The sequence below is a fragment of the Candidatus Neomarinimicrobiota bacterium genome (genome assembly GCA_021734025.1).
GTDB lineage: Bacteria > Fidelibacterota > JAANXI01 > JAANXI01 > JAANXI01 > JAANXI01.
The window spans coordinates 212,324-236,054 of the sequence record JAIPJS010000005.1 but is presented as its reverse complement, the minus strand read 5'-3'; the positions used below and the strand labels follow the sequence as shown (position 1 = coordinate 236,054).

Sequence of the window (23,731 nt, the reverse complement as noted above, 5' to 3'; positions counted from 1 at the left end):
AATGGTGGTTTTTCTGTTAACGGTTGCGTTCCTTTACCCGGCCAACCAAACAATAGCAAAGGAGAATGACATGCTCAAATCAGGCGATACCGCCCCGGACTTTTCACTGCCGGACAGTCAGAACGAAATGCGCTCCTTATCGGACTTTACGGGAACGCCGACCGTAGTCTATTTCTATCCCAAAGATGATACTCCCGGCTGTACCAAAGAAGCGTGCAGTTTCCGGGATAATTACGATGCCTTTAAAGACGCGGATATCGACGTCATCGGTATCAGTTATGACTCGCCGGAATCCCACGCCGAGTTCAAGGAGAAATACAACCTGCCGTTCACGTTGCTTTCCGACTCCAACAAAGAAGTCGCAAAAAACTACGGCGCTTCCCGGGGGCTGCTCGATCTGATGGGAGCCAAGCGCATTACCTACTTGCTGGATGAAGACAATACCGTGATCAAAGTCTATCCCAACGTCACACCGGCCGACCATGCGGAGGAAATTCTGGACTACTTCGAAAAGCGATAAACTAATCGCACGCAGATGAACGCAGATACAAAAGATTAGCACAGATAACAGACAAAAAAATTTACCGCAAAGACGCTAAGAACGCAGAGCCTCCTGCCCAAATTGTAATAAAATATAGCGGCTTTGATCCAGTAGGAGCCCCTTCCGGGGCGGGGTTGCGAAAAAGGTCTGTTACGCGAACACTTAACACTCGAACACTGGAGTCATGAGCCAAACCACCTACGATACTTTCGCAAAACTCGACATCCGCGCCGGAACGATTATCTCTGCCGAGGAATTCCGGGAGGCCCGGCAGCCGGCGTATAAACTGATTATCGATTTTGGCGAGCTGGGGGTCAAACAATCCAGTGCACAGATAACCGATTTATACTCTTTGGAAGAACTCGAAGGAACACAGATTATCGCCGTCGTCAACTTCCCGCCGAAGCAGATTGGACCATTCATTTCCGAGGTGCTGGTGTTGGGCGTCGACACCGACGATGGAGTGGTGCTGTTGCGTCCGGATTCGGCTATTAAAAACGGGAGTGTGGTGTATTGAGTTCTCATAAGCCACTTCTATGGGGACCCTTTCAGGGATCGCTGACCCTGGAAGGGTCTTGTTATTTTCTCTAATAATCACCTTAAAGTTCATTACAACAAATTGCTTGGATTAATTTATCTCCCGCCCATGACCGCTCGCAGCGTCATGGGCGGTGTTTGCTCAACTCGATACCAGTAACGATGCCGAGAGCAATCTTCAACGGATGCAATTTCCTCATCTTGTGCATCCTTTCCCGTTACTCTATATTGATACCAGCATGGTAAACTCCTCAGTCCATCATTTTGTTTTGCACGTAATCAATTTCTCAAACGAAAGGATCCGGTCATGAAATATCCCCCCGAACCGTTCAAGATTAAGGTCGTCGAACGGATTGAACGCACCACCCGGGAAGAGCGCGAACAGATCATCCGGGACGCCGGATACAACGTCTTCAATATCGCCGCCGAAAAAATATATATCGATCTGCTCACCGACAGCGGCACCTCCGCCATGAGTGACAACCAGTGGGCCGGAATGATGCACGGCGACGAAAGTTACGCCGGCAGCCGCAATTACTATCACTTTGAAGAAGCAATCAAAGATATCTACGGTTTTGAGCACGTCATTCCGACGCATCAGGGACGAGTTGCGGAAAACCTGCTGTTTTCGACCATCTGCAATGCAAATTCGGTTATCCCGAACAACACTCATTTTGATACCACACGTGCCAACGTGGAATATAACGGAGCCCAGGCCGTCGATCTCGTGGTGGATGAAGGCAGAGATCCTACGGTCATCGCCCCGTTCAAGGGAAACATGGACCTGGATAAACTGCAGGCTACCATAGATGAATACGGCGCGGATCGCATCCCGCTCTGCATGATCACCATCACCAACAATTCCGGCGGCGGTCAGCCCGTCTCAATGCGTAACCTCCGGGAGACCAAAGAAATACTGTCAAAATACAATATACCGCTCTATCTGGACGCATGCCGGTTTGCTGAAAATGCCTATTTCATCAAGATGCGGGAAGAGGGTTACGCGGATAAATCTATCGAAGAGATTGCGCGGGAGATGTTTTCGTATGCCGACGGCGCCACCATGTCCGCCAAGAAGGACGGGTTGGTCAATATGGGCGGCTTTATCACCATGAATGACGATGCGCTGGCCGAGCAGATCACCAACCGGCTGATACTCATCGAAGGGTTTCCGACCTACGGCGGCATGGCCGGCCGGGATTTGGAAGCCATCGCCCGGGGACTCCGGGAAGTGCTGAACGAAGATTATCTGGCCTATCGCATTTCGCAGGTGCAGAGTCTCGGAGAAATGCTGGACGACGCCGGCGTCCCGTATCTTAAGCCGACCGGGGGACATGCACTCTATCTTGACGCAAAATCGTTTCTCCCGCAGATCCCACAAAGTCAGTTCCCGGGACAGAGGCTTACCTGTGAGCTGTACGTGGCCGCTGGCATTCGTGCCGTAGAAATCGGTTCGCTGATGTTTGCTCATGAAAATCAGGACACAGGCGAGACCGTCTATCCGGATCTGGAATTAGTCCGCTTAGCCATACCGCGGCGCGTCTACACCAATATGCAGATGCAGTACGTTGCGGAATCAATAATCGAAATCTATGAAAGACGTGACGAACTCAAAGGATTACGGATCGTCAAGGAAGCGCCTGTGCTTCGGCACTTCACAGCCCGACTGCTCCCAATCAACGCATAAAATCTAGTTCGGCAGGACGTCATCCGGGGGGTTAAATCCGAACGGTCCGGGGCCTTGCTGATTACTCTGGACTTTAATTTCGCCGTGCTGCTGTTCGTATCGCTCAATATTGTTTTCCAGCGCGTTCAGAAGCGCTTTGGCATTCTGGGGCGCCATAATAACCCGGGACTGCACCTTCGCCTTGGGACTCCCGGGTACCACTCTGGTAAAATCCAGGATAAATTCCGCATGAGAATGGGTGATAACGACAAAATTCGCATATTCGCCGTCAGCCAACTCCTCGGGTAATTCGATATTTACCTGCTGCTGTTGACCCTGTTGTGGGTTCTTGGACTTTTTGTTTTCATCGTCTGACATATTTTACTCCACATGTTGTGCTAAATGGTTTCGAATAATTTGTGTAAAGGTACGGAACCGGACCGTGATTCCAAAACAGGATGCAACGTAATGAACACATAAAAAAACGGCATTGCAGGAAATAACTCTCACAATGCCGTCGCAAGCAACTACTTAATCAGTGCTACAGGTACTATTTCTCTCTACCAGTCCTCGTCCTCATCTTGTTCGGTGTCTTCACCCTCCGCCATATTATCCATATTATCCCGATACGGCGTATATGGGGTGGAACCTTTTTCATATGGTGATGTATCCGCATCGTCAAATTCGGACTGAAACGGGCTCATTATCTCATCGCCATATAACTGCAGATCGAAAAAATCCACTTCCTCCACAATCCCCTGCATCATTAAGTATTCAAGGAAATCCTGAAACTTCGGCTGCTTCATATTGATACTGCAATGCGGGCAAATCAGCGATTTTTCCAGGGATTCCTCTTCCAGCGGTTCTTCACAATTTGGACACGCAAGACTTATCATAATATTTCGATTCGTTATGTGTTTAATGTGCCAATTACGCCGCTAATATAGAAGGCGACTTTAGTTGATGCAATAAATAATTTTGGCGTGAAATGCAACAGGAAAATGCGGGGATCTTTGCATAATATTATCTTTGCCGGCTGCCACCTATTTTTGCCAGGGAGAGTCATTTCCGTCACCGATCGCTAACAGCGTCGATGACCGTTATTCTGGCTCTGTCAACTCACTGTCAGTGACGCCGGAAGCGCTCACTCCAATTGAGTGTAGCGGGTGGGTTCGGTTAATGAATTTCGTGAACGGAGGTGAGCGAACGAGATCCTTCCCCGTAGGGCTCCCTTTGGGGGACGTCTGCGGTTCGATTGCCTCGAATCATCGCTCAGGATGACTGGGATAATTCTAACCATCATAGGTAGGAATAGTATGTCATTCCGAGCGAGCGAAGCGAGCCGAGGAATCTCGTGATGAGATTTCCGGGATAAAATTGACCAGATCCCTCGACTCCGTCCCAACAAACCGGAACTTCACTCGGGATGACTGGTATGGATGTTTTTATTCTTCACCCCGCCGAATCATCAAATCGTACAGTGACCACCCTACCTGCACAAAAAACCCCAGCGCCATGAGAAAACCGGAAAGCATCAGTAAATACGTCCATGCCGGAGAAAAATAGCGAATCAGCCAGAAGCTGCCGAAACTGACGATAATTGAGATAAATGGCTCGGTGAGGAAAAAAGTTTTCCATATCCCCGGGGGAAAGGAAGAGAAAAAAAATATAGCTCCGGTCAGAAGAAATGTGAGGCTGAGTCCAAACATATGGTTGTGCACGGTTTGGAACATTTCCCCGGCCGGTTTCTCAAATTTCATCTCTGTCTCAGAGCCGCGAAAATCCTCGGCCACTCCGGTATAGGTCATATCCGTGTTAAAGTAGACATATCCCAGTCCGATGAGATACGCTGCAGTTAATGTTATCAGGAAGAGTGCCAGCATCTTCCTGAGCGATGCCGGCAGTTCGGATAGGTGAATCTCCGTTACGGAACTCATTGGGACTGACCGTAATAGGCTTCCAGCAGATGCAGAACCAGCCGAACCCCTGCATTGACTCCACGGACTGAAATAGTCGCACCGGAAATGTTAATAATGTCCTGGTTAATGCGGACGGGGTCGTCTGTGGTCATATTTCGGTACTGATAGAGAAACCGCTCCCGCTGCACTTCGCCTCCACGGTTCTCACGGTATACTAATATCCGAACGCCCTCCACCTGGAAATCCGCGTCTACGCCTACTAACATTGTAATCGGTCGGTATTTTCCGTATTCGTTGATTTCCATGGCATAACCGATTCGGTTTCCCTCCTTAAATACCTGCTGCACTATATATGTCGAGTCAGGGATGGACCGATGCAATTCAGTTGCAAGGGTGTCCCGTATTTGTTGAGTTATTCGAATGGTATCGATACGAGTGTCTACATTCGTACCGAAAATCTCTTGAATCGCCTCGGCGGGAGTAAGGAGATATTGTGCCGGTCCGAGATCAACATCGCTGGGAGGTTGCTCCTGGGCATACAGCGGGAGAGCGAAAAGGAAAGAGACAAAGAGGCCGGACAGGAGAGTCTTCATACAGCTCAATTAGAGTGGGCCGTATGTTCCTGCAGAACGCTGTCGGCATACTGATGGAATTTTTTGTCATTAATATGCCGTTTGACCGATTTCACCAGAATATTGAGGTGCATATCTTCACTCTCGAGCAGTTCTTCAAGCACATCCTGGGTCGGTTCATCCTGTTTGGCGATAAACGGTTTATAAATCGGTTCCAGTTCCAGACTTTCCAGCGTCAACGCCAATTGGAATCCCTGTTTAATTGACAATTCTGGATCGTCTAAAACCTTCTGATAGTTATCGAGAAAATCCCTGATGGTTTCCATGCTTTCGGTGCTCACTTCCATTTCGGAATTTTGCAGATCCTCATCCCGGGCGCTGCGTTTGCGCATCAGGCGCACCAGCCTGATATGTGTCTCTTCCTGTTGCGCCATCATAATCCAGAGATGTTGCAAATCCCGATTGGTAAAACGCTCCGCCAGACCGATGTAATACTGTTTCATCCCATTTTCCACAGATTCCATCAGGGATAACAGTTCTTTATATTTTATCGTGAGTGTTTCACTCATTTAGTTCATTCTCCCAAAATTACGCCAGCTTGCGTAATGTAAGATCCCGGACCGGGCTTTTCAATCCTATTGAGACAGGATCTCATTTGTTTTACGCTCTAAAAATAGGAAGTGGCGCCAAAGAAGAATGTACCCTCGCTTTCATTGGCGGTGGTCGAATTCAGAGGCGTTTCCTCCTGGATAAGGTACTCCACCTTTACCGCCGTATCCTCAATAGGACGCCAGTTGAGTCCCACGGTATACCGGTTAGCGATATCGCCATCCGCATCCATATTGTAATTGATACGACCGAGGCGGGCCATCGCCGTGAACTTTGATTCAGGAAATCCGGGAATCAGGCCGAAACCAAAGTGATAATTGGGCTGGACATAGTATCCTAACTGTCCGACGGTTGAATTGACCATCATTTCAGTACTGGAGTACGCAGTTTCCAGTAATAATTCGAACGGTCCTTTTTGAAGAGTTGCGTCTAATCCCAAAATACTTAGCCGGAGTTCATCGCCGTCATCGTAATTGCCGGTATGAAAGCTCCCGCCGAATTCCATGCCAAGCACGGGGCTATACACCAGGCGGCCCACCAGCGATTTCGACTGGTTATTATCCGAGGCCAGCGAACCGCGGCCACCGCGGGTGCGTACCTGGTTTGGACCTGCAATGATACCCTCGTTAAATCCGTTCACCAAATACAGTTCATATCCAAGAACACCCATTTCCGAGGGATAAATGGTACCGTGGAACCCCATACCGGACTCTGAGAGAGTGGTAGGAATCAATTGCCGGTTAACCAGGGGACGAGACACAAAATCGTTCCACGGGCTGTCATGCACCAGGTTGAACTTACCCAACGGCGCAAGCAACACACCGGTACGGTAGGTCAGCCATTCTGTGAATTGAATATCCAGCGCCGCAAATTCGAGCTTAATTTCGCCATCGCCGGGAACCCGCCCACCATGTTCAAATTCAATTTCGGTGGCGAAGTGGATCCGGTCATTAATTTCGCTGAAGATAAACGGGATGAACCGGTGCTGATCGAATGTATTTTTATCCTCGGTGATTTCCCACTCCATATCGATGTATCCACCGATTGCCGTACCGCGCCCGGCTTCTTCAATGTACGGTTTATCATAGATACCGCCAGGGGTTGCCGGCCGATCCTGTGCCAATGCCGGTAGCGCGAACAAAACTATCCCAAAGCAAGCGAGAATACCCGAAAGACGACGAATCATAGCAAACTGCATTAATCTCTCCATTCTAATTTATTGATAATCGTTATCATTTAATTGAGACTGAATCTCAATTGCGTCAATAATATAGCCGAAGACCGAATGCTCTGCAAGTGTCAATTGTTGACAATTTCAACGATACGACTTGGGGATAACGAGAAGCTGCATTAAATTGCATACCGCTTTGAGAGAAAAAGTGACTCGTAAAGCCGCGAAGGGTGCAAAAAAACATTAAATTAATAATAGATGAAACACCGAATGCTCTGAAAATAGCCCAATCAACAACGAATGAATAACAAACACCGCTAAAGTGGTTACTACCAAGAAAAAGCCACAATTGACACTGGACTGGGGACGCAAGACGCCTGACCGTAACCATAACACGGTAACACGTTAACACTGTAAAACGCCGTTACCTGCCCCGCAGGGATCCCTTTGGGAAACACAAGAACACTTGAACATTGACTTATGTGTAAGAGCAAAATTATGATTAAGATGAGGAAAAAACGAAGGAGTAAAAGGTAACCAGTGTTAGACCTCCACCCATTCGTTGTCGGATTTGCTGTAGCGCTGCTGACGGTCAGCGTGGTCTTCGATCTACTGGCTATCACCACCGATCGACCACACTTACAGACCGTGGGGTGGTGGAACCTGTTTCTCGGATTTTTCGCGGCGCTGTTTGCAGTGATTACGGGACTCTACGCTAAAAACAGCGCAATATTTACGGATGGTGTGGATACTGTTCTGGGATATCACCAATACTTCGGGATTGCTACAGCCTGTGTGTTTACGCTGCTTTTTATCTGGCGCTCGAACATGGATCGGGTTATCCGAAAACGATGGCAGGCACTCTATTTAACAGTGGCTATTATCGGGACTGTACTTGTACTGACCACCGGATTCCTCGGCGGGCAACTGGTGTTCGAACACGGGACAAATGTGCAGGAAGTGAAGGAACTTCAAATCAAGGTTGAACAGCTTCAGGCGGATACCACACATATGGTAGCATCCGATACGTTATCCAACTAAGTCTCGCATACTGTTTGTTCCAACTAAGAAATTCTACCCCGTAGAGACAAAGCATGCCTGCCCCAATGGGGCTACCTTTCTATCACGGAAGCTCCGAAACCCAAAAGATACCATCTCTCTAAGAAATGGCATCTTTTTTAAAATCACACCAATACGCCACACGGGATAAACGTGGAAAAGCGAACCCAAGGTTGAATAATTTGTCGTAAAACTTCCGGTGACGTTATGTGTGCACCAGATTCGACGAAGCGCGCCGGGCGCTATTCCTTAATAACCCAGACTTTGACTTCGCCGGTGATATCTTTGTGCAATTTGACCGGCACGTTGTAAATCCCGAGTGCCTTGATGGGCTCATCCAGCAGGATATCCTTCTTATCGATATCAAAACCCTGCTCGTCCAGCAGTTTAGCGATATCCTGTGATGTGACCGATCCGAACACCTTGTCTTCTTCGCCGACCTGTACCGGAGCGTTCAGTGAAACGTTTTCCAGCTTGTCCGCCACCTTCTGCGCCTCGAACTTCGCCTTGTTTTCGCGGACCTGCTGCATGCGCCGCTCTTCTTCATAGACTTTCCGGTTAGAATCGGTGGCGCGCATTGCCATATCTCTGGGATGCAGGTAATTCCGGAAATAACCCGGCTTGACGTCGACAATTTCGCCGGCCTCGCCCAGTTTCTCCACATCCTGACGTAGTATTATCTTCATTGGTATGTACTCCTCATCTTCCTCGCTGTGAAGGATTAATTGTCTGTCACATCGAACGTGTACGGCAGCAGTGCAATGTTCCGGGCGCGCTTGATGGCGCTCGTCAAATCACGCTGGTGCCTGGCACATGTTCCCGTGATACGGCGAGGAATAATTTTTCCCTGCTCCGTGATAAACTTCCGCAGCGTCTTGGGATCTTTGTAGTCGATCTGCATCCGCCGCGAATTTTCACAGAATTTACATATCTTTCGTCTTGCCATATAATTGATACTCCGTTTATTGCTGATTTACGCCATTGAGGCATTTTAGTTTTCGATGACGTGTAAAGAGGAGATTACGCTGGTCCGTGATCAAAACGAACTCAGCCTGTCGACCTGTTTATTTACTTCTCTTCCTCGTCTTCTTCGTCTACTTCGTCCTCATCCTCTTCTTCATCCTCATCTTTGTCTTCATCCTCATCATCGTCAGTCTCTTCATCTTCACCATCTTCATCCTCTTCGGAATCGTCGATCTCTTCCTCATCGTCCTCGTCATCATCTTCCTCGAAGGATTCCCCATCCTCTTCTTCATCAAGATACTTTTTTCGTTCTTTACTGAGGTCCGGTTCCTCGTCCAGGCGTACCGTCAGATGTGCAATCACACTGTCATTTAATCGCTGGGATTCTTCCAGTTCCCGGACGATGGATCCTTCCGCTCCGAATTCGATGAGGACATACGTCCCATACTTCTGCTTGTCAATGGAATACGCCAAACGACGCTTGCCCCAGTCGTCCACGCTGTAGACGCGGCCGCCGTTCTCCGTGATAAACTCCGAATACTCGTTTTTTATCGCCTGGAGCGCATCGTCCTCGTATCCCGGGTTGACAATGAACAGATTCTCGTAATATCTCACTCTTCCACTCCTCGTGTTATTTTATGCGATCAGCGGTGCGATAACCAACGACACCACTGACATTAGCTTGATTAGAATGTTGAGAGACGGACCGGCCGTATCCTTAAACGGATCGCCGACGGTATCACCAACCACCGCCGCCTTGTGCGCGTCGCTGCCCTTGCCGCCGTGTGCGCCGGACTCAATATATTTTTTCGCGTTGTCCCAGGCGCCGCCGGTATTGGCCATAAAGATAGCCATAAGCACGCCGGTCACCGTCACGCCGGCCAGAATTCCGCCCAGCATATATTTATCATAGAAGCCGAATGCGATGGGCACGATCACTGCCAGGAGTCCCGGTACCACCATCCGCTTAATTGCGGCGGTCGTCGCGATATCCACACACTTGGCGTGTTCGGCCACAGCATTGCCTTCCATCAATCCTGTAATTTCTTTGAACTGGCGGCGGACTTCGTTAATCATTTCGAAGGCCGCATCGCCTACCGCCTTCATGGAAAACGCGGAAAACAGAAACGTCATCATTCCACCGATGAACAGCCCGGCCATCACATTGGCGCTGCCAATATCGATGGATTCAACCTTGGCCACGGTCCGAAATGCTGAGAACAGCGCCAGCGCCGTCAAGGCTGCGGAACCGATGGCGAAACCCTTTCCTATGGCTGCGGTGGTATTACCGACTGCGTCCAGCTTATCCGTCCGTTCCCGGACTTCCGGTGGCAGGTCGGACATTTCCGCAATGCCGCCTGCGTTATCAGCGATCGGGCCGTACGCATCGACCGCCAGCTGGATTCCGATGGTGGAAAGCATTCCCAGCGCGGCAATAGCGATACCGTACAATCCGGCGGTGGCATAGGAGATAAGGATCGCCAGCGCCAGTGCAACTATCGGCAGGGCGGTACTCGTCATTCCAACCCCGAGCCCGTTAATAATATTAGTGGCGGCCCCGGTCTGTGACGCTTCCGCGATACTCCGGGCAGGGCCCCGGGCTTCCGAGGTATAATATTCAGTAAATAAACCGATGAGCACACCGGCTACTAACCCGGCGATGGTCGCCCAGAACACACCTGTACTCTGATACATCACGCCGTTCAGTTCAAACTGCGCCGGTACGAGCCACTGGATGATAAAATAAGTCACAATTACCATAATGCCCGCTGCGCCAAAGGTACCAATATTCAGCGCCTTCTGCGGGTCGCCGCCTTCTTTGGTGCGGACCAAAAAAGTTCCCACGATGGAGACGATAATGCCGGCGCCTCCCAAATACAGCGGCAGTACAACCATATCTATCGGTTGCTGGACGACCGTGGCACCCAATACCATCGCCCCGATAATGGAACCGACGAACGATTCGAACAGGTCGGCGCCCATCCCGGCCACATCACCAACATTGTCGCCGACGTTATCGGCGATTACTGCGGGGTTCCGGGGATCATCTTCCGGTATGCCCGCCTCAACCTTACCGACCAAATCGGCACCAACATCGGCGGCTTTGGTATAGATACCGCCACCGACTCGGGCAAATAGTGCAATGGAACTGGCGCCCATACTAAAACCAGTCAAAATCGGCAGGACCAGATCCTGGAGGGTGTTAACATCCTGTCCGAGTGCATTCCCATAGATAATAAACAATACACTGAGACCGAGCACGCCGAGTCCGGCAACGCTCATTCCCATGACCGACCCGCCGGAAAAAGCGATATTCAACGCAGAGACCAAGCTGCCTCTTGCGGCCTGCGTTGTGCGGGAATTCGCTGCGGTTGCCACCCGCATGCCGATAAACCCGGCCAAACCGGAACAAAACGCGCCAACGACAAATGAAACGGCAATGAGCTTATTCCAGCCCGGATAGCCAAATATCATTAAAATTGCAACGGCCAGGACAAACAAGGCCAACACCTTGTATTCCCGCCCGAGAAATGCCATGGCGCCTTCGCGGATATGTTTGGCGATAGTTGCCATCTGCTCTGAACCGGGGTCCTTTTTGTTCACAAATGAAGCTTTCACATAGGCATAAAGCAATGCGATAATGCCAGCCGCGGGTATCAAATAGATTAATTGAGTCATGCGGAGAAAATCCTCCTTCGTTAGGTTGCGAGATCGCGTTTATTATAGGTATTCATTGCTCTTTGGATACCTTCATGAATAAAGCTCATAATCCCGTCAGCAGCGGTTTTTACGACGTCCTGCACTACCGGCAGTTCATCTGTAGCAAATGGCGTCAGGACAAAGTCTTCAGACGGTCCGGTTTTGTACTCACTACCGATCCCGATTCGGAGTCGTGGAATACGTGTGGTCCCAATTTTGTCCACAACAGATTCCATCCCACGATGCGTCCCGGCACTTCCGCCGGGCCGAAACCGCATGGTCCCCAGGGGAAGATCCAGGTCGTCGTAGACGACCAGCGTCTCCCGGAGCTTCACTTGTCGGTGTCGTTGCATATCCGTTATCGCATTTCCGCTGTTATTCATGTATGTGAGTGGCTTTACCAAAGCATATTTCCCGGACCGGTGTTCGCCGAGCAGGTACTCACCCTTCCCTGACATAAGCGTGACGTGCTGCTTTTCCGTCAGAAAATCGATAATCCGAAACCCAATATTGTGCCGCGTCTCGCGGTACTTCTTGCCCGGATTTCCGAGTCCGATGATATACTTCATAACCACTCATATGCCGACCGGATTATTCCGTGGCCTCTTCTTCTTCGCCTTCACCAGATTCTTCTTCGCCTTCTTCGCCCTCTTCCGGTTCTTCGCCTTCTTCGAGTTCGAGTTCTTCTTCCTCCGGTTCCTCTTCTTCGACCACGAGCTGTGTCGGATGGACCACCGTTGCCACTGCCCGGTCCGAAGGTTCCAGAATCTCAATACCTTCCATTTCCAGATCGGACACCTGCACTGAATCACCCATGTGCAATTCATCTACGTTTACTTCCAGCGATTCAGGGATCTTGCTCGGGATGGTCCGAATAGCCGCATCCCACATAATCTGTTCCAGGATTCCGCCCTCTTCGCGGACGCCAATCGGCTCACCGACCAGGCTGATGCCAACACGGGTTTCCACAGCCTGCCCCTCTACGATACCAAGAAAATCGATATGCAGAATTTCGTCCGTCACCGGATGGTGCTGTACTTCACGTAAAATTGCCGGCTGCTTTTTCCGGCCAACCTTTAGATTGATTACCCGGGCACCGGTCTGCATGGCGTAGAACAGGTCACTTTTATCTATGGAAATCGGAGTGGCCTCAACTTCTCTGGAATAGAGCACGGCGGGAATCTGATCGTCCTTGCGAAGGTCCTTGGTCGCCTTCTTCCCGAGCTCTTTCCGTTTTTTCGCTTTTAACTCAACTGTAGCCATCGGTTCTCCCTTATTGTGCGTTTAGAAATTAAATAATGAGCTGATAGATTCTTCCTCATGGATGCGACGAATCGCCTCGCCGAAGACTTCGCCGACGCTGATCACAGTCAACTTATCAAACCGTTTCTCCTGCGGTATCTGGAGCGTATTCGTCACGGTGAGTTCGTTAATCGGGGAATTCTTGATACGCTCCACAGCCGGACCGGAGAGCACTGCGTGTGTTGCCAGCGCTTCGACCGACCGGGCGCCTTTACCCATGGCGACCTCAGCGGCTGTGGTCAGTGTGCCGGCGGTATCCACTAAATCATCAATTAAAAAGATATCTTTCCCGTCCAGTTCGCCGATTACGTTCATCACGTCCGAGCGATTCGGCTCCGGGCGTCGCTTATCGATAATCGCCAGTGAGGCGCCAAGGAGTTTGGCGTAGGACCGGGCCATTGGAATACTGCCCACATCCGGCGCCAAGACAGCGACATCGTCCAATCCCTGTTCGCGGATATGCCGCATCAGCGCAATCTTGGAATAGAGGTGGTCGAACGGGATATCGAAAAAGCCCTGGATCTGGGTGGAATGCAGGTCCATGGTTAAAACACGGTCTGCGCCAGACTTCGTCAGCAGCGTCGCCATCACCCGGGCGGAAATCGGTACGCGTGGCTGCTCTTTCCGGTCTTGCCGGGCATAGCCGTAATACGGAATTACCGCCGTAATGCGGTGGGCGGACGCCCGCTTGGCCGCGTCGATCATCAGCAGTAGTTCTATGATATTTTCCGCCGGTGGATTGGTCGACTGAATCAAAAAGACATCCGTGCCTCGGATATTCTCCTCGAACTTCACCCAGATCTCGCCATCACTGAAATTCTTGATGGTCAGCCCGCCAAGCGGCAGGTCCAGGTACTCGGAAATTTCACCGGCGAGCTCGGGGTTCGAACGCCCGGCAAACAGTTTCGCTGGATGAGAGTCAACCGACATAGAAATTTCTCTGCTCCACAATCATTAATAATAGCATTTGTAAATTTCGCTCGGGGGTAGGGATTCGAACCCCAATTATCGGCGCCAAAGGCCGAGGTCTTGCCATTAGACGACCCCCGAGTGAAAAGTTATAATGGATGATATTCAGAGAGGTGAGATAGGTGCCGAACTGCTCAGGACCGCCTGCATTCGGGGCTGGGTGCGGGCAACCGGATTGGCGAGTACGCTGAAATAATCCTTCTTTAGCGCCTCCACTGCCTGTTGCGCCGCCGCGCTATCCGAATATATTCCGAAGATCGCCGACCCGCTTCCGGATAAACTCACGTGGTCAGCCCGGAGATGCATCAGGCGCTGCCTGATGTCACCGATCTCCGAATATCGTTCCGTTACCAGCGGCTCAAAATCGTTTACGAGCCACCGGTCGAATTCCCTGTTGTCAAAAAAGCCTTTAAACTTATTTTCAATGTCGCTGGAAGTCAAGTCGTATTTAACATTAGCGTACGCCCACCCCGTGGAAATGTGGATATCCGGCACCACGATAACCACCGGACTTCCCAGAGATGTCGTAAGCGGCTCAATCTCCTCACCGATACCGGAAGCACGGGCAGCGCCGCCGTACAGAAAAAAAGGCACATCAGCCCCAACTTGTACTGCCAGAGATGTGAGATCCGTTGGAGCAATGTCCAGGTCAAACAACTTCGCCAGTCCGATCAGCGTGGTGGCGGCGTTACTGCTTCCACCGCCCAGTCCGGAGCCCATGGGAATCCGCTTGTCGACGGTTAACCGAACATTATCTATTCCGGGAAATCGATCACGTAATAGTTCAAATGCTTTATAACAAAGATTGGATTGGTCGGTTGGCAAGCCCTGGTGCTCGGTGATGATTTCGAACCCCGGGGATTCAGTCTTTTCGAAGAAGAGAGAGTCGCCGAAATCGACTTCCTGGAAGATTGTCTCTATGAGGTGATAGCCGTCGTCCCGCCGGCCGGTGATGCGCAACCCGAGGTTTATTTTCGCGTTGGAGCGGAGCCGGAGTGCGTCCATCAGCCGAGCTGATCCCGGAAGCGTTTGATGCAGAGGTCTTTGCCGAGGATTTCAATAACCGCCGGCAGCTCCGGCCCGTGCATTTCGCCGGTCAAAGCAATTCGGACCGGCATCCAGAGATCTTTACCCTTGACTCCGGTATCCTTCTGAACAGATTTCATGATAGCCATGAAGGTATCTTTGGTAATTTCCTCCTGCTCCTCAAACTGATCGGCCAGCGCGGCAAAGACCTGCTTCGAGGAATCTTTCGCCAGCATTTCCCCGAGTTCTGGCTCGGCTTCCGTATCAATGTTCAGCGGCGTCGGCTGAAATACCTCCGTGACTTCCGGAATCTCCGCCAGGTACCGGAGATTTTCCTTCACCGCGTCGATGATCAGTGTCATCTTCCGGCGATTACCGGTATCAAAGCCGGCTTCCTCGAGAAATGGCTGCGCCAGGTCGACCAATCTGTCCGTCTCCGTCTCCCGGATGTACATACCGTTCATCCACTGGAGCTTTTCCACGTTGAACACGGCACCGGATTTGTTAATCCGATCCAGGCTGAACTTGCGTATCAATTCTTTGGTGGAAAGAATTTCCTCGTCATCGCCGGGACTCCAGCCCAGCAGGGCCACAAAATTGGTAAGCGCCTCAGGCAGGTATCCCTTCTCCCGATAATCCTCTACCGCCACGTCACCCTGGCGCTTGGAGAGTTTGGATCGATCTTCGTTCAATAGCAGCGGCAGATGGGCAAACACCGGCGGTTCCCAGTCGAAATATTCGTACAGCAGAATATGCTTCGGCGTACTCGGCAGCCATTCCTCACCGCGAATCACATGTGTAATCCCCATCAGGTGATCGTCCACCACATTGGCCATATGATATGTCGGAAAACCGTCGGATTTCATCAGGATCTGATCATCCAGGTTTTCGTGCGGAATCGCCACCTCACCACGGACCTTGTCGCTGAATTCGACGGTGCCGTCATCCTCCGGGATTTTCATTCTGATCACGTGGGGCATACCAGCGTCCAGCCTGCTCATCCGTTCTTCTTTGGAAAGTTTCCGGCAGTGCTTATCGTACTGCGAGCGGCGATTCATCTCCTGCTGCTGCTTCCGGACCTTCTCCAGCCGCTCCTGGGAGCAAAAGCAGTGATAGGCGTAATCGTTCTCCACCAGCTGATTCACATATTCGGTATAAATGTCCAGCCGCTCTGACTGACGGTACGGTCCGTTTTCACCACGTGAATCTTTTTTAGATAGTTCCGGGCCTTCGTCGTACTCGATCCCGGCCCAGTGCAGCGTCTCAATCAGGTTTTCCACCGCGCCCTTGACCAGGCGTGTCTGATCCGTGTCCTCGATCCGGAGCACGAACGTACCACCCTGCTTTTTTGCATAGAGATAGTTATAATACGCCGTCCGCAGTCCACCGACGTGTAGAAATCCCGTGGGACTCGGGGCAAACCGAACTTTTACACCCTTCAATTGAGGCTCCTCCATAATTACTCCGCCTGTGCGTTTTGTAATTTCAATTCTGTAAAGCTAGGGAAAGCAAGGGTGAAAAGACAGTGTAAAAACATTGTTCAGGTGTCATAGTGTTCGGGTGTTCACGTTTTAGAGTACTCGGGTTTAACAGGGTATTTCTGTGTTATAGTGTTCCTGTTTGTAGTCGCGGCTTTAGCCGCGTAAACAATCCGTCGCCGATCCTCTGTTGAGGTCGGTGACGGTAGTGAAAATATTGATATATACATTACTGTCAGCGATTCCATCGCGGCAGGGACCACCGACAGGAGTCCGCCTTTGAATAAGATTCAAAGGCTCCAATGAATAACCTCGCAATCTCATTGCGAGGCAGTGACTGTGGGACCTGAATCATTAATTATCTCCCGCTTAAACCCGCTTTGCGGACTTTAATCGGGAAACCGAGATCAAATACCTTCTCCATCCCATTCCCTGTTTTCCGTTCTCCTTTCTGCTTTCTCGTCTTTTACGACGAACAACCAACCACGAACAGGTTCTCCCTTTTCGTTACTTTGCCCCGAAAGCAATATGTCATACGGTATGTTTTCCATTGGACATGACGAGAAATTTATGCACGTAAAAACACTTTCCTCTTGACAACGGGGGAGGGGGGGGTATAATTAAAATGAAACTGTAATTTCTTTTTATCGCCAGGTTGTTACCAGCCAGTCTGAAGTCCTTTGCGCGTTTAAGGTTCATCCCATTAGGGAAAATGTGCGGAACCAAAATGTTAATTTAGCTTAATTTATTCACGAACCGGGAAAAAATGTTCAATTATCGGGATTATCCGTGTGTGGGCAAGGAGGTTGCGATAGGGACCGGCGTTCACCCTTCGATAAGCTTAGGTTGACGCCGTAAAGTGTCACTCAGATCTCGTCTAATAATGGTAGACTCTTTGGCTTTTTTTGGGTATAGATCTTTGAACAGTGCCTCTAAAAAAATATTCATGAATAATTCAGGATATGCATTCAGATTACCTGTATTGAAAAAAGTAGAGTGGTTTACGAATAGAAACAATGGTCTAGAAAATGGTATACGATATGTTTAAAAAGTTGTCAATGGTCGCGTTATGGAGTGTAGTTGGATTGAATTGCCTGGGATTACAGGAAGTAAGGGGACAATGGGCCACTGACCCTTCCAACAATTTACGATTAACCCCCGCTGCGGAAAGTCACATTTATCCCCAGGTCGTAACAGATAATCAGGGAGGAGCGTATATCGCGTATGCAAAGTATGGTCATGATCTCTATATGCAGCGAGTAAACCGCTTTGGCTATATTGAATGGGATACCAGTATTTCTGAGGCACCGCGGACGCAACGGCCGGAGGTGATCATCCCCGATAAGACAGGTGGGGCCATCGTGTTATGGAGAGACTACAGTGACCATGAAGGCTCGATTACGTTCGATTATTCCAGTAATGCACTCTACGCGCAACGGATTGATAGCGCTGGCCATACCATCTGGGCGGGAAATGGGGTGCCGGTGCGTGCCTATATGGAGCCCCCGTATACGCCAACCCTCTGGGAGGCGATGGCTCCGGACGGGCAAGGCGGGGCGTTTATCGCCTGGTATGACTGGCGATCCGACTCAGACTACGTCTATTTACAACATATTGATCAGACAGGGAACGTTTTGCTCCAGGATGATGGTCTCCCGACCATACCAGGACCGGATCCCAGAATTGCCCTGGTGGACGATAAGAATGAGGGTGTCTATCTTATTGCGCATTCCCGAGTGAGCAGGTACAGTGCCGAGGGGACGGCGGTGTGGGAAGCGCCGGTGATGGCGGATTCGGCGGGGTTGAGTAATCGGGCTGTCTCGGATGGGGCTCAAGGACTCATTTATGCGGGATTGCGGTTATCAGCGGAGAGTTATATCGGCCTACAACGGCTGAATCTGTCGGGAGAAAAACTCTGGAGTGATGTAAGAATACCAATTAAACACGATGTGCATACGCCATCATTTCATTTAATTTCAGATGGTCACCGGGGGGCCTATGTAAGTTGGGAAACCGAAGCGAATTACCAATTCCTGGATTCCACCCAACACATAGACAGTACAGGGACGGTTCTATGGTCGGAACCTATTGAATATTTTGCCCACGCTCCGGATTGCACTGGTGGGTTTTTCGGGTTAAAGCCTTCCAGAGAACTTGGTGTTGATTCAGTAGATAATTTTTATACCCAATGTGTCGATCCTACAGGAATGCTTAAATGGTCACAACCCGGGATCCTGACTATTGCCCGAGAAAACTGGCTCAGGGGCTTTGGGAGAAGGCAGTTTGTGCCCACAGGCGATGGGGGAACACTCTTGTTTTGGGACGAACGGGAACCGGTTAGTAACCTATTTGGGATTTACGGACAACAGATAAACCACAAAGGGGAATTGGGGCACGTAATCACCCGAATTAATCAACAGAAAACATCGATACCGACGGGGACTGTTTTATATGAGAGCTATCCCAACCCGTTCAATAGTCAGACTCAAATTCAGTATCACCTCGCAAGTACTCAATTGGTCCATTTGGCTATTTATAATATACGCGGTGAACTCATTTCCGTACTAGTGAACCAACAACAAGGACCTGGCGATTATCGTTATCAATGGTCGGGTTCCCATAATAATGGGAGGGAGGTGAGCACCGGCATTTATCTTTGCCGATTAGTGACTAAAACACAGGCGATTGCAACAAAAATCGTACTACTTCGATGACCCTCACAGGAGATTATCATGAAAATAATAAAGGCAGTCACAACAACACTTTTTTGTTTTATGCCAATTTTCTCCCAGGGCGGTGATACGGTATCTAGCCTGCCTGAAAGTTGTGTTGGTGATGGAGAACCGGTCGTTATTCCAAGCGCTCCCGCTTCACTGAAAATGGGCGTATTTTATATTGAATTTGCTGATGCGGATGTCAGCCTTGAGGCACGGGGGAGTGTAAAAAGTATAGATAATGGTGAAATCACCTATTATTCTTATTCGAATTACTATAATCCATTATTCACCACCAATTCATACAACACAATTTCACCCGATGGACGGACTGTATACGGAAGTTTTATGGATTATTGTAACGAGGTATCTTACAGTCAGTTTTCTCTCACCGCTGAAAGTCGGATTGTAAATGCAACTGTCAATGTTAATGGCCAATCACGCATTGACTGGTTCCGAGCACCCTACAATAAGGATCATTACATTAATCAGTCCTATGGAGTCTCACGTTCTAATTTAGTCCAGAGTGCCCAAAATGAAGCCATAAATGCCGGTTTAATGACCTCAGGCGAATTTGATGTTTATGCGATTGTTTACGCTAATGGCCGCATTACATCTACAGCAGACAGCGACGGATTAACACCAAACGCTGAACGTTATGGTGATGAATTTATGACAAATGAAAAATGGGGTGGACAAGGTACGGGTGGTTGGCTCGCTGGAATTTACACCTTTACGCACGAATTTGGTCATATGTTTGGATTCCTAGACCACAGAGGAGGGAGTAATGGAGATGGCTTAGGGGACTTTTCACTAATGGCTACATGGGCCAGTTCATTTGGATGGGCGGAAAAAGAGTGTCCACCTCATCTTTCTGTTTGGGAAAAGATGCAACTTGATTGGCTCAATCCCCAGTCCATTAGCTCAAACTTAGTAGACCAGCAAATTCCTGCGGTGGAGAATACTTCATTTGCACTAGTTTATGACCTGGATGGGATGGATCTGAGTGATTGGAATCAAGGTGAATATTTTATAATTGAAAACAGACAACCCATTGGATTTGATTACCTTTATCGAGGTCCCAATACAGAAGAATTGGGCGGAGGTCTCCTAGTATATCATAAGGGTACTCAACTGTTTAATAATGGATTTAAAGTAAAGATAATTGAAGCTGATGGTACAAATGACCTAGATTACAATTATGGAAATACCGGCGATTTAGGAGACTTTTTCCCTGGGACAAGTAATGTCCGTTCAATCTCAGCTTACACGGCGCCGAATACGGACAATCAAGATGGGACATCTTCGCACTTCGCTATTTTGAATATTGGCGATAGTCAGGCTACTATGACTGCTGATATTTATCCCAATTACTACGAAGGCTCCCACTCCTGGAGTGGCACGATCACCGAAAGTATGACCTGGGCAGGGACGGCCACGATTACCGATGATTTGTACATCGATAATAATTCCACACTGACCATCCTGCCCGGGACGACCATCGAAGTGGACGGGTCAGACGGCATCAAGGTGAGGAGTGGCTCGCAGCTCAAGGCCATTGGAACATCCGGTAGCAAAATCAACTTCGATCATGACGGCTCCGGCAAGTGGACCGGGATCAGATTCTATTCCGGGAGTAGCGGCGCGCTGGAACACTGCAATTTTGAGCATTTCGAAAATGCCGTCGTTTGCTTCGATGCCAGCCTGACTATTCAATACTGTGATTTCAAACACGGCACATACCAGATTAAGGGGTATGGATCCAATACGCCGCTGAACATTAAAAATAATACGTTTTTCAGCAGTGATTACGGCAGTATTTACCTCTCCGAGCGGAAAGCGACAGTGGAGGGCAACGACATTGATGGGGATCAGGAAGATACCGAACTCATCAAAGTGGTGCAATACTATGGTAGTATAACCGGGGTACAAATCCTGGATAATGATATCTATAACAGTTTAACCTACGCCATCCGGTTCGATGATTCCCGGGGGGTGTTGCGTGAAAATGATATTTACAACAATGGGACTGGAGTTCGATCCTATGACGGAGGTGATCCCCGCTTCTGGCAATATAGTGATGAGGATGGGCTTAATGTAATCACAGACAATACGGTCGGTGTGGCTGTCCATGATTATTCCGACGCGTACCTGGATTATTCGTGGAGTACTATTGCCGGTAATTCCTCCTACAATGTTTACAATGACAATAGTAGCATTACAGTTCTCGCCCGTGACAATTATTGGGGCGCGGTTCCGCCTCCGACGGGGAAATTCTACGGGAGTATTGATTACACGCCGTATGAGGATGAGGATAAAACCGATCGCTATCCGACGGGATTTCAGAAGGGAACCACCTCTCAACCTGATGGTGGATCTGATCCAGAAATGCTTCCAGCGGGAAATGGAGATGCTGCTATTATTGCAGCCTTTCAAAAGGCCCGGGGAATGGAGCGGGCAAAGCAATATACCGACGCCATTCCGGAATATCGGAAAGTGGTGGCTATGAATCCGGATCACGACCTGGCCGTGATGGCGTTCCGCAAATACATGGGCTTACGAGCGGATAGGGGCAATAAAACAACCGTTCCGGAAATGCGTTCGATGGCAAAGAAATACGAAGGTTCCCGTGTGGCCGCCTGGGCACTGCGATATCAGGCGAACCAGGCCAGTCTCGCCAAACAATACGGGGAGGCCGTGGATTTATGTCACCGGATCGTCAAGAAGTATCCTGAGACACGGGCTGCCAGGGATGCACTGTATAAGGAATGGGTGCTTACCACCTTTGCTTTCGATGATTCTGAGGGGGCACTCACAGTAATCAAGCAATATGAGACGCAATACGGCGTTGATGAGAATCTAATCGACATGCAACTCACCGCCGGGTTGATTGACAGCGACACTGCCCATGAGATGAAAAACCAATACTTGAGCAAACCTGGCGGATCCCAATCTCCGCCGGCACCCGCCACGCAGGATCTGCCGACGGCTTACGCCCTCTTAGCAAACTTTCCGAACCCGTTTAATCCGACAACCACTCTTCGATATGCGCTTTCGGAGCAGAGTGCAGTCTCCCTCCAGGTCTATGACTTGTCCGGGCGTCTGATTCAGGACTTGGTGCATACCGACCAGCTGGCCGGATACCACACCGTGGAATTCGAAGGTAACTCCTTGCCATCCGGCATGTACCTGTATCGGATGACCAGCCGGAGTCTGGAAAGCGATCAGCAGTTTACGAAAACTGGGCGGATGTTGTTGTTGAAGTAGCCGGTCACTACAAAATAGTGGTGTAAAATGATCAGTCCCGGCTTTACTCCAGCCGGGGCTAGTGTTTTAATGGATTTCCGGGAAATTGTCACAAAATCTGAACTCACGGGCAAACTAGTGCATATATTTTCCCGGATGAAACCTTGCCCATATTCCTTACATCAAATAAGAGTTTCGCAAAACAAAATCATTTTAACGCAATTACAGGGGAATTGTGTAAAACCGGCATCCGGAGGTACGAGCATGAAAGCCTTCGGTCTTTCGGCCTCCGTTTATTATTCCTTTTTCATTCATCACTCTTCATTCGGAACGCGGTGTGGGGCACTTTGACATTGGAGATTGGTTATTCGTCGGTTGGATATTCTTTTACTATATTCAGTCATCCCTGACGGGATTTAGCAGGATATTCTCGAATCAGGATCCCACCAATAAATTGGTGGGCTGATAGCACATCGTCCCTATGGGACTCTGGTTTTTCTCCACCGCGGCGAATCATCGGCTGGATATTCAAAGAATTCCTGGGAGTTTTCTCCAGGATCACGTATGAATACCCCATTGGGGCTGTTCCCTTCTCCTGTCTCCGGTTTCCGGTCTCCCAGCTTCAACATTTACCTCTTTTTCTCTTCACCTCTGTTGGCTGCCTTCACCGGCAGATACAAATGAAAATATCCCCAAAACAACACCGCAGCTCCAACGATGATGAACACCGCTACATTGTATTGGCGGATATAAAACAACACCGTCTCCCAGTTTTCGCCGACCCGGCTGCCGGCGTAAATCAGGGCGCCGTTCCAGAGCACGCAGCTGATGAATCCCAGTCCGGTGACCACGCGCCAGTCGTACTCGGCGATACCGGCCACCAGGGAAATCACCGCACGTAAGCCGGACAGGAACCTGTTGACGGCGATAATCAGAATACCCCATCGGTCGAACAGCTGCTCCACTTCCTGAATCGTGGATTTGCCGAAATATTTGAAATCTTTGCGATAAAAGTATCCCCGGCCGAACCGCAGTCCGACGCCGTACAACACCAAAAACCCGACCAAACTTCCGGCAGTTGTAATGATATATGTCCACCAGATGCCCAGAGAATCCCGGCCGACCAGGTACGCCGCGATTACCGTAACGGTATCTCCGGGAAACGGGGGAAAGAGGTTTTCGAGCGCGGTGGTAATAAAGAGCAGGCTATACGCGTAGATCGGCGAAACCTCAAGGAGAAACAGCTGGAGTTCGTCCAT

The 23,731-nt window shown here is 49.7% G+C and carries 22 protein-coding genes and 1 tRNA gene; 6 read left to right on the top strand and 17 right to left on the bottom strand.

The window, feature by feature from the left end; all coding sequences use genetic code 11:
- Positions 1–70: 70 nt before the first annotated feature.
- The 3 genes from K9N57_08305 (at position 71) to K9N57_08295 (ending at position 2,765) form a co-directional block, all read left to right on the top strand.
- The gene (locus tag K9N57_08305; protein MCF7804177.1) at positions 71–520 is read left to right on the top strand and encodes a peroxiredoxin; all 450 of its coding nucleotides are present in this window, start codon (positions 71–73) and stop codon (positions 518–520) included.
- Between the two features lie 205 nt (positions 521–725).
- Complete coding sequence (locus K9N57_08300; protein ID MCF7804176.1) at positions 726–1,058, top strand: tRNA-binding protein; 333 nt, start codon at positions 726–728, stop codon at positions 1,056–1,058.
- Positions 1,059–1,385: 327 nt separating this feature from the next.
- Positions 1,386–2,765: a tryptophanase gene (locus tag K9N57_08295; protein ID MCF7804175.1), complete on the top strand. Its 1,380-nt coding sequence runs from the start codon at positions 1,386–1,388 to the stop codon at positions 2,763–2,765.
- 3 nt (positions 2,766–2,768) lie between these two features.
- Here the strand turns inward: K9N57_08295 and K9N57_08290 are convergent, their stop codons facing one another.
- The 6 genes from K9N57_08290 to K9N57_08265 all read right to left on the bottom strand — a co-directional run bounded on the left by K9N57_08290 (position 2,769) and on the right by K9N57_08265 (position 7,042).
- Positions 2,769–3,122: a DUF3467 domain-containing protein gene (locus K9N57_08290; protein MCF7804174.1), complete on the bottom strand. Its 354-nt coding sequence runs from the start codon at positions 3,120–3,122 to the stop codon at positions 2,769–2,771.
- 182 nt (positions 3,123–3,304) lie between these two features.
- A complete protein-coding gene (locus K9N57_08285; protein ID MCF7804173.1) occupies positions 3,305–3,640 on the bottom strand; it encodes a DUF2268 domain-containing protein in 336 nt (111 codons plus the stop codon).
- Between the two features lie 549 nt (positions 3,641–4,189).
- Positions 4,190–4,681: a hypothetical protein gene (locus K9N57_08280; protein ID MCF7804172.1), complete on the bottom strand. Its 492-nt coding sequence runs from the start codon at positions 4,679–4,681 to the stop codon at positions 4,190–4,192.
- Positions 4,678–5,256, bottom strand: a complete 579-nt coding sequence (locus tag K9N57_08275; protein MCF7804171.1) for an FMN-binding protein — start codon at positions 5,254–5,256, stop codon at positions 4,678–4,680. Before K9N57_08275 ends, K9N57_08280 begins: the two co-directional genes overlap by 4 nt.
- Positions 5,257–5,261: 5 nt before the next feature.
- Positions 5,262–5,804 carry a hypothetical protein gene (locus tag K9N57_08270; protein MCF7804170.1) on the bottom strand — a complete coding sequence of 181 codons (543 nt, stop codon included), beginning with the start codon at positions 5,802–5,804 and terminating at the stop codon, positions 5,262–5,264.
- Positions 5,805–5,902: 98 nt separating this feature from the next.
- Positions 5,903–7,042, bottom strand: a complete 1,140-nt coding sequence (locus K9N57_08265) for a hypothetical protein (protein ID MCF7804169.1) — start codon at positions 7,040–7,042, stop codon at positions 5,903–5,905.
- A 513-nt stretch (positions 7,043–7,555) separates the two neighbouring features.
- Here K9N57_08265 and K9N57_08260 point away from each other — a divergent pair.
- Positions 7,556–8,056, top strand: a complete 501-nt coding sequence (locus K9N57_08260) for a DUF2231 domain-containing protein (protein MCF7804168.1) — start codon at positions 7,556–7,558, stop codon at positions 8,054–8,056.
- 260 nt (positions 8,057–8,316) lie between these two features.
- Here the strand turns inward: K9N57_08260 and rplI are convergent, their stop codons facing one another.
- The 10 genes from rplI to gltX form a co-directional block, all read right to left on the bottom strand.
- A complete protein-coding gene (gene rplI / locus K9N57_08255; GenBank protein MCF7804167.1) occupies positions 8,317–8,760 on the bottom strand; it encodes a 50S ribosomal protein L9 in 444 nt (147 codons plus the stop codon).
- A gap of 35 nt (positions 8,761–8,795) precedes the next feature.
- Positions 8,796–9,020 carry a 30S ribosomal protein S18 gene (rpsR, locus tag K9N57_08250; GenBank protein MCF7804166.1) on the bottom strand — a complete coding sequence of 75 codons (225 nt, stop codon included), beginning with the start codon at positions 9,018–9,020 and terminating at the stop codon, positions 8,796–8,798.
- A 122-nt stretch (positions 9,021–9,142) separates the two neighbouring features.
- On the bottom strand, positions 9,143–9,652 hold the full coding sequence (gene rpsF, locus K9N57_08245; protein ID MCF7804165.1) for a 30S ribosomal protein S6: 510 nt from the start codon (positions 9,650–9,652) through the stop codon (positions 9,143–9,145).
- Between the two features lie 21 nt (positions 9,653–9,673).
- Positions 9,674–11,716, bottom strand: coding sequence for a sodium-translocating pyrophosphatase (locus K9N57_08240; protein MCF7804164.1), 2,043 nt, complete (start codon positions 11,714–11,716; stop codon positions 9,674–9,676).
- 20 nt (positions 11,717–11,736) lie between these two features.
- Positions 11,737–12,306 carry an aminoacyl-tRNA hydrolase gene (pth, locus tag K9N57_08235; GenBank protein MCF7804163.1) on the bottom strand — a complete coding sequence of 190 codons (570 nt, stop codon included), beginning with the start codon at positions 12,304–12,306 and terminating at the stop codon, positions 11,737–11,739.
- A 22-nt stretch (positions 12,307–12,328) separates the two neighbouring features.
- On the bottom strand, positions 12,329–13,000 hold the full coding sequence (locus tag K9N57_08230; protein ID MCF7804162.1) for a 50S ribosomal protein L25: 672 nt from the start codon (positions 12,998–13,000) through the stop codon (positions 12,329–12,331).
- 21 nt (positions 13,001–13,021) lie between these two features.
- Positions 13,022–13,969: a ribose-phosphate pyrophosphokinase gene (locus K9N57_08225; protein ID MCF7804161.1), complete on the bottom strand. Its 948-nt coding sequence runs from the start codon at positions 13,967–13,969 to the stop codon at positions 13,022–13,024.
- A gap of 49 nt (positions 13,970–14,018) precedes the next feature.
- Positions 14,019–14,089 (bottom strand) — tRNA-Gln (locus K9N57_08220).
- A 24-nt stretch (positions 14,090–14,113) separates the two neighbouring features.
- Positions 14,114–15,013 carry a 4-(cytidine 5'-diphospho)-2-C-methyl-D-erythritol kinase gene (ispE, locus tag K9N57_08215; protein ID MCF7804160.1) on the bottom strand — a complete coding sequence of 300 codons (900 nt, stop codon included), beginning with the start codon at positions 15,011–15,013 and terminating at the stop codon, positions 14,114–14,116.
- Positions 15,013–16,476 (bottom strand): glutamate--tRNA ligase, encoded by a 1,464-nt coding sequence (gene gltX, locus K9N57_08210; protein ID MCF7804159.1) that lies wholly within the window; start codon positions 16,474–16,476, stop codon positions 15,013–15,015. Before gltX ends, ispE begins: the two co-directional genes overlap by 1 nt.
- A 1,076-nt stretch (positions 16,477–17,552) precedes the next feature.
- Here gltX and K9N57_08205 point away from each other — a divergent pair.
- Together K9N57_08205 and K9N57_08200 are read left to right on the top strand one after the other, a co-directional pair.
- Complete coding sequence (locus tag K9N57_08205; protein MCF7804158.1) at positions 17,553–19,226, top strand: T9SS type A sorting domain-containing protein; 1,674 nt, start codon at positions 17,553–17,555, stop codon at positions 19,224–19,226.
- Positions 19,227–19,244: 18 nt separating this feature from the next.
- The gene (locus tag K9N57_08200; GenBank protein ID MCF7804157.1) at positions 19,245–22,493 is read left to right on the top strand and encodes a T9SS type A sorting domain-containing protein; all 3,249 of its coding nucleotides are present in this window, start codon (positions 19,245–19,247) and stop codon (positions 22,491–22,493) included.
- Positions 22,494–23,101: 608 nt separating this feature from the next.
- Here the strand turns inward: K9N57_08200 and K9N57_08195 are convergent.
- On the bottom strand, positions 23,102–23,731 hold the full coding sequence (locus K9N57_08195) for a DedA family protein (GenBank protein ID MCF7804156.1): 630 nt from the start codon (positions 23,729–23,731) through the stop codon (positions 23,102–23,104).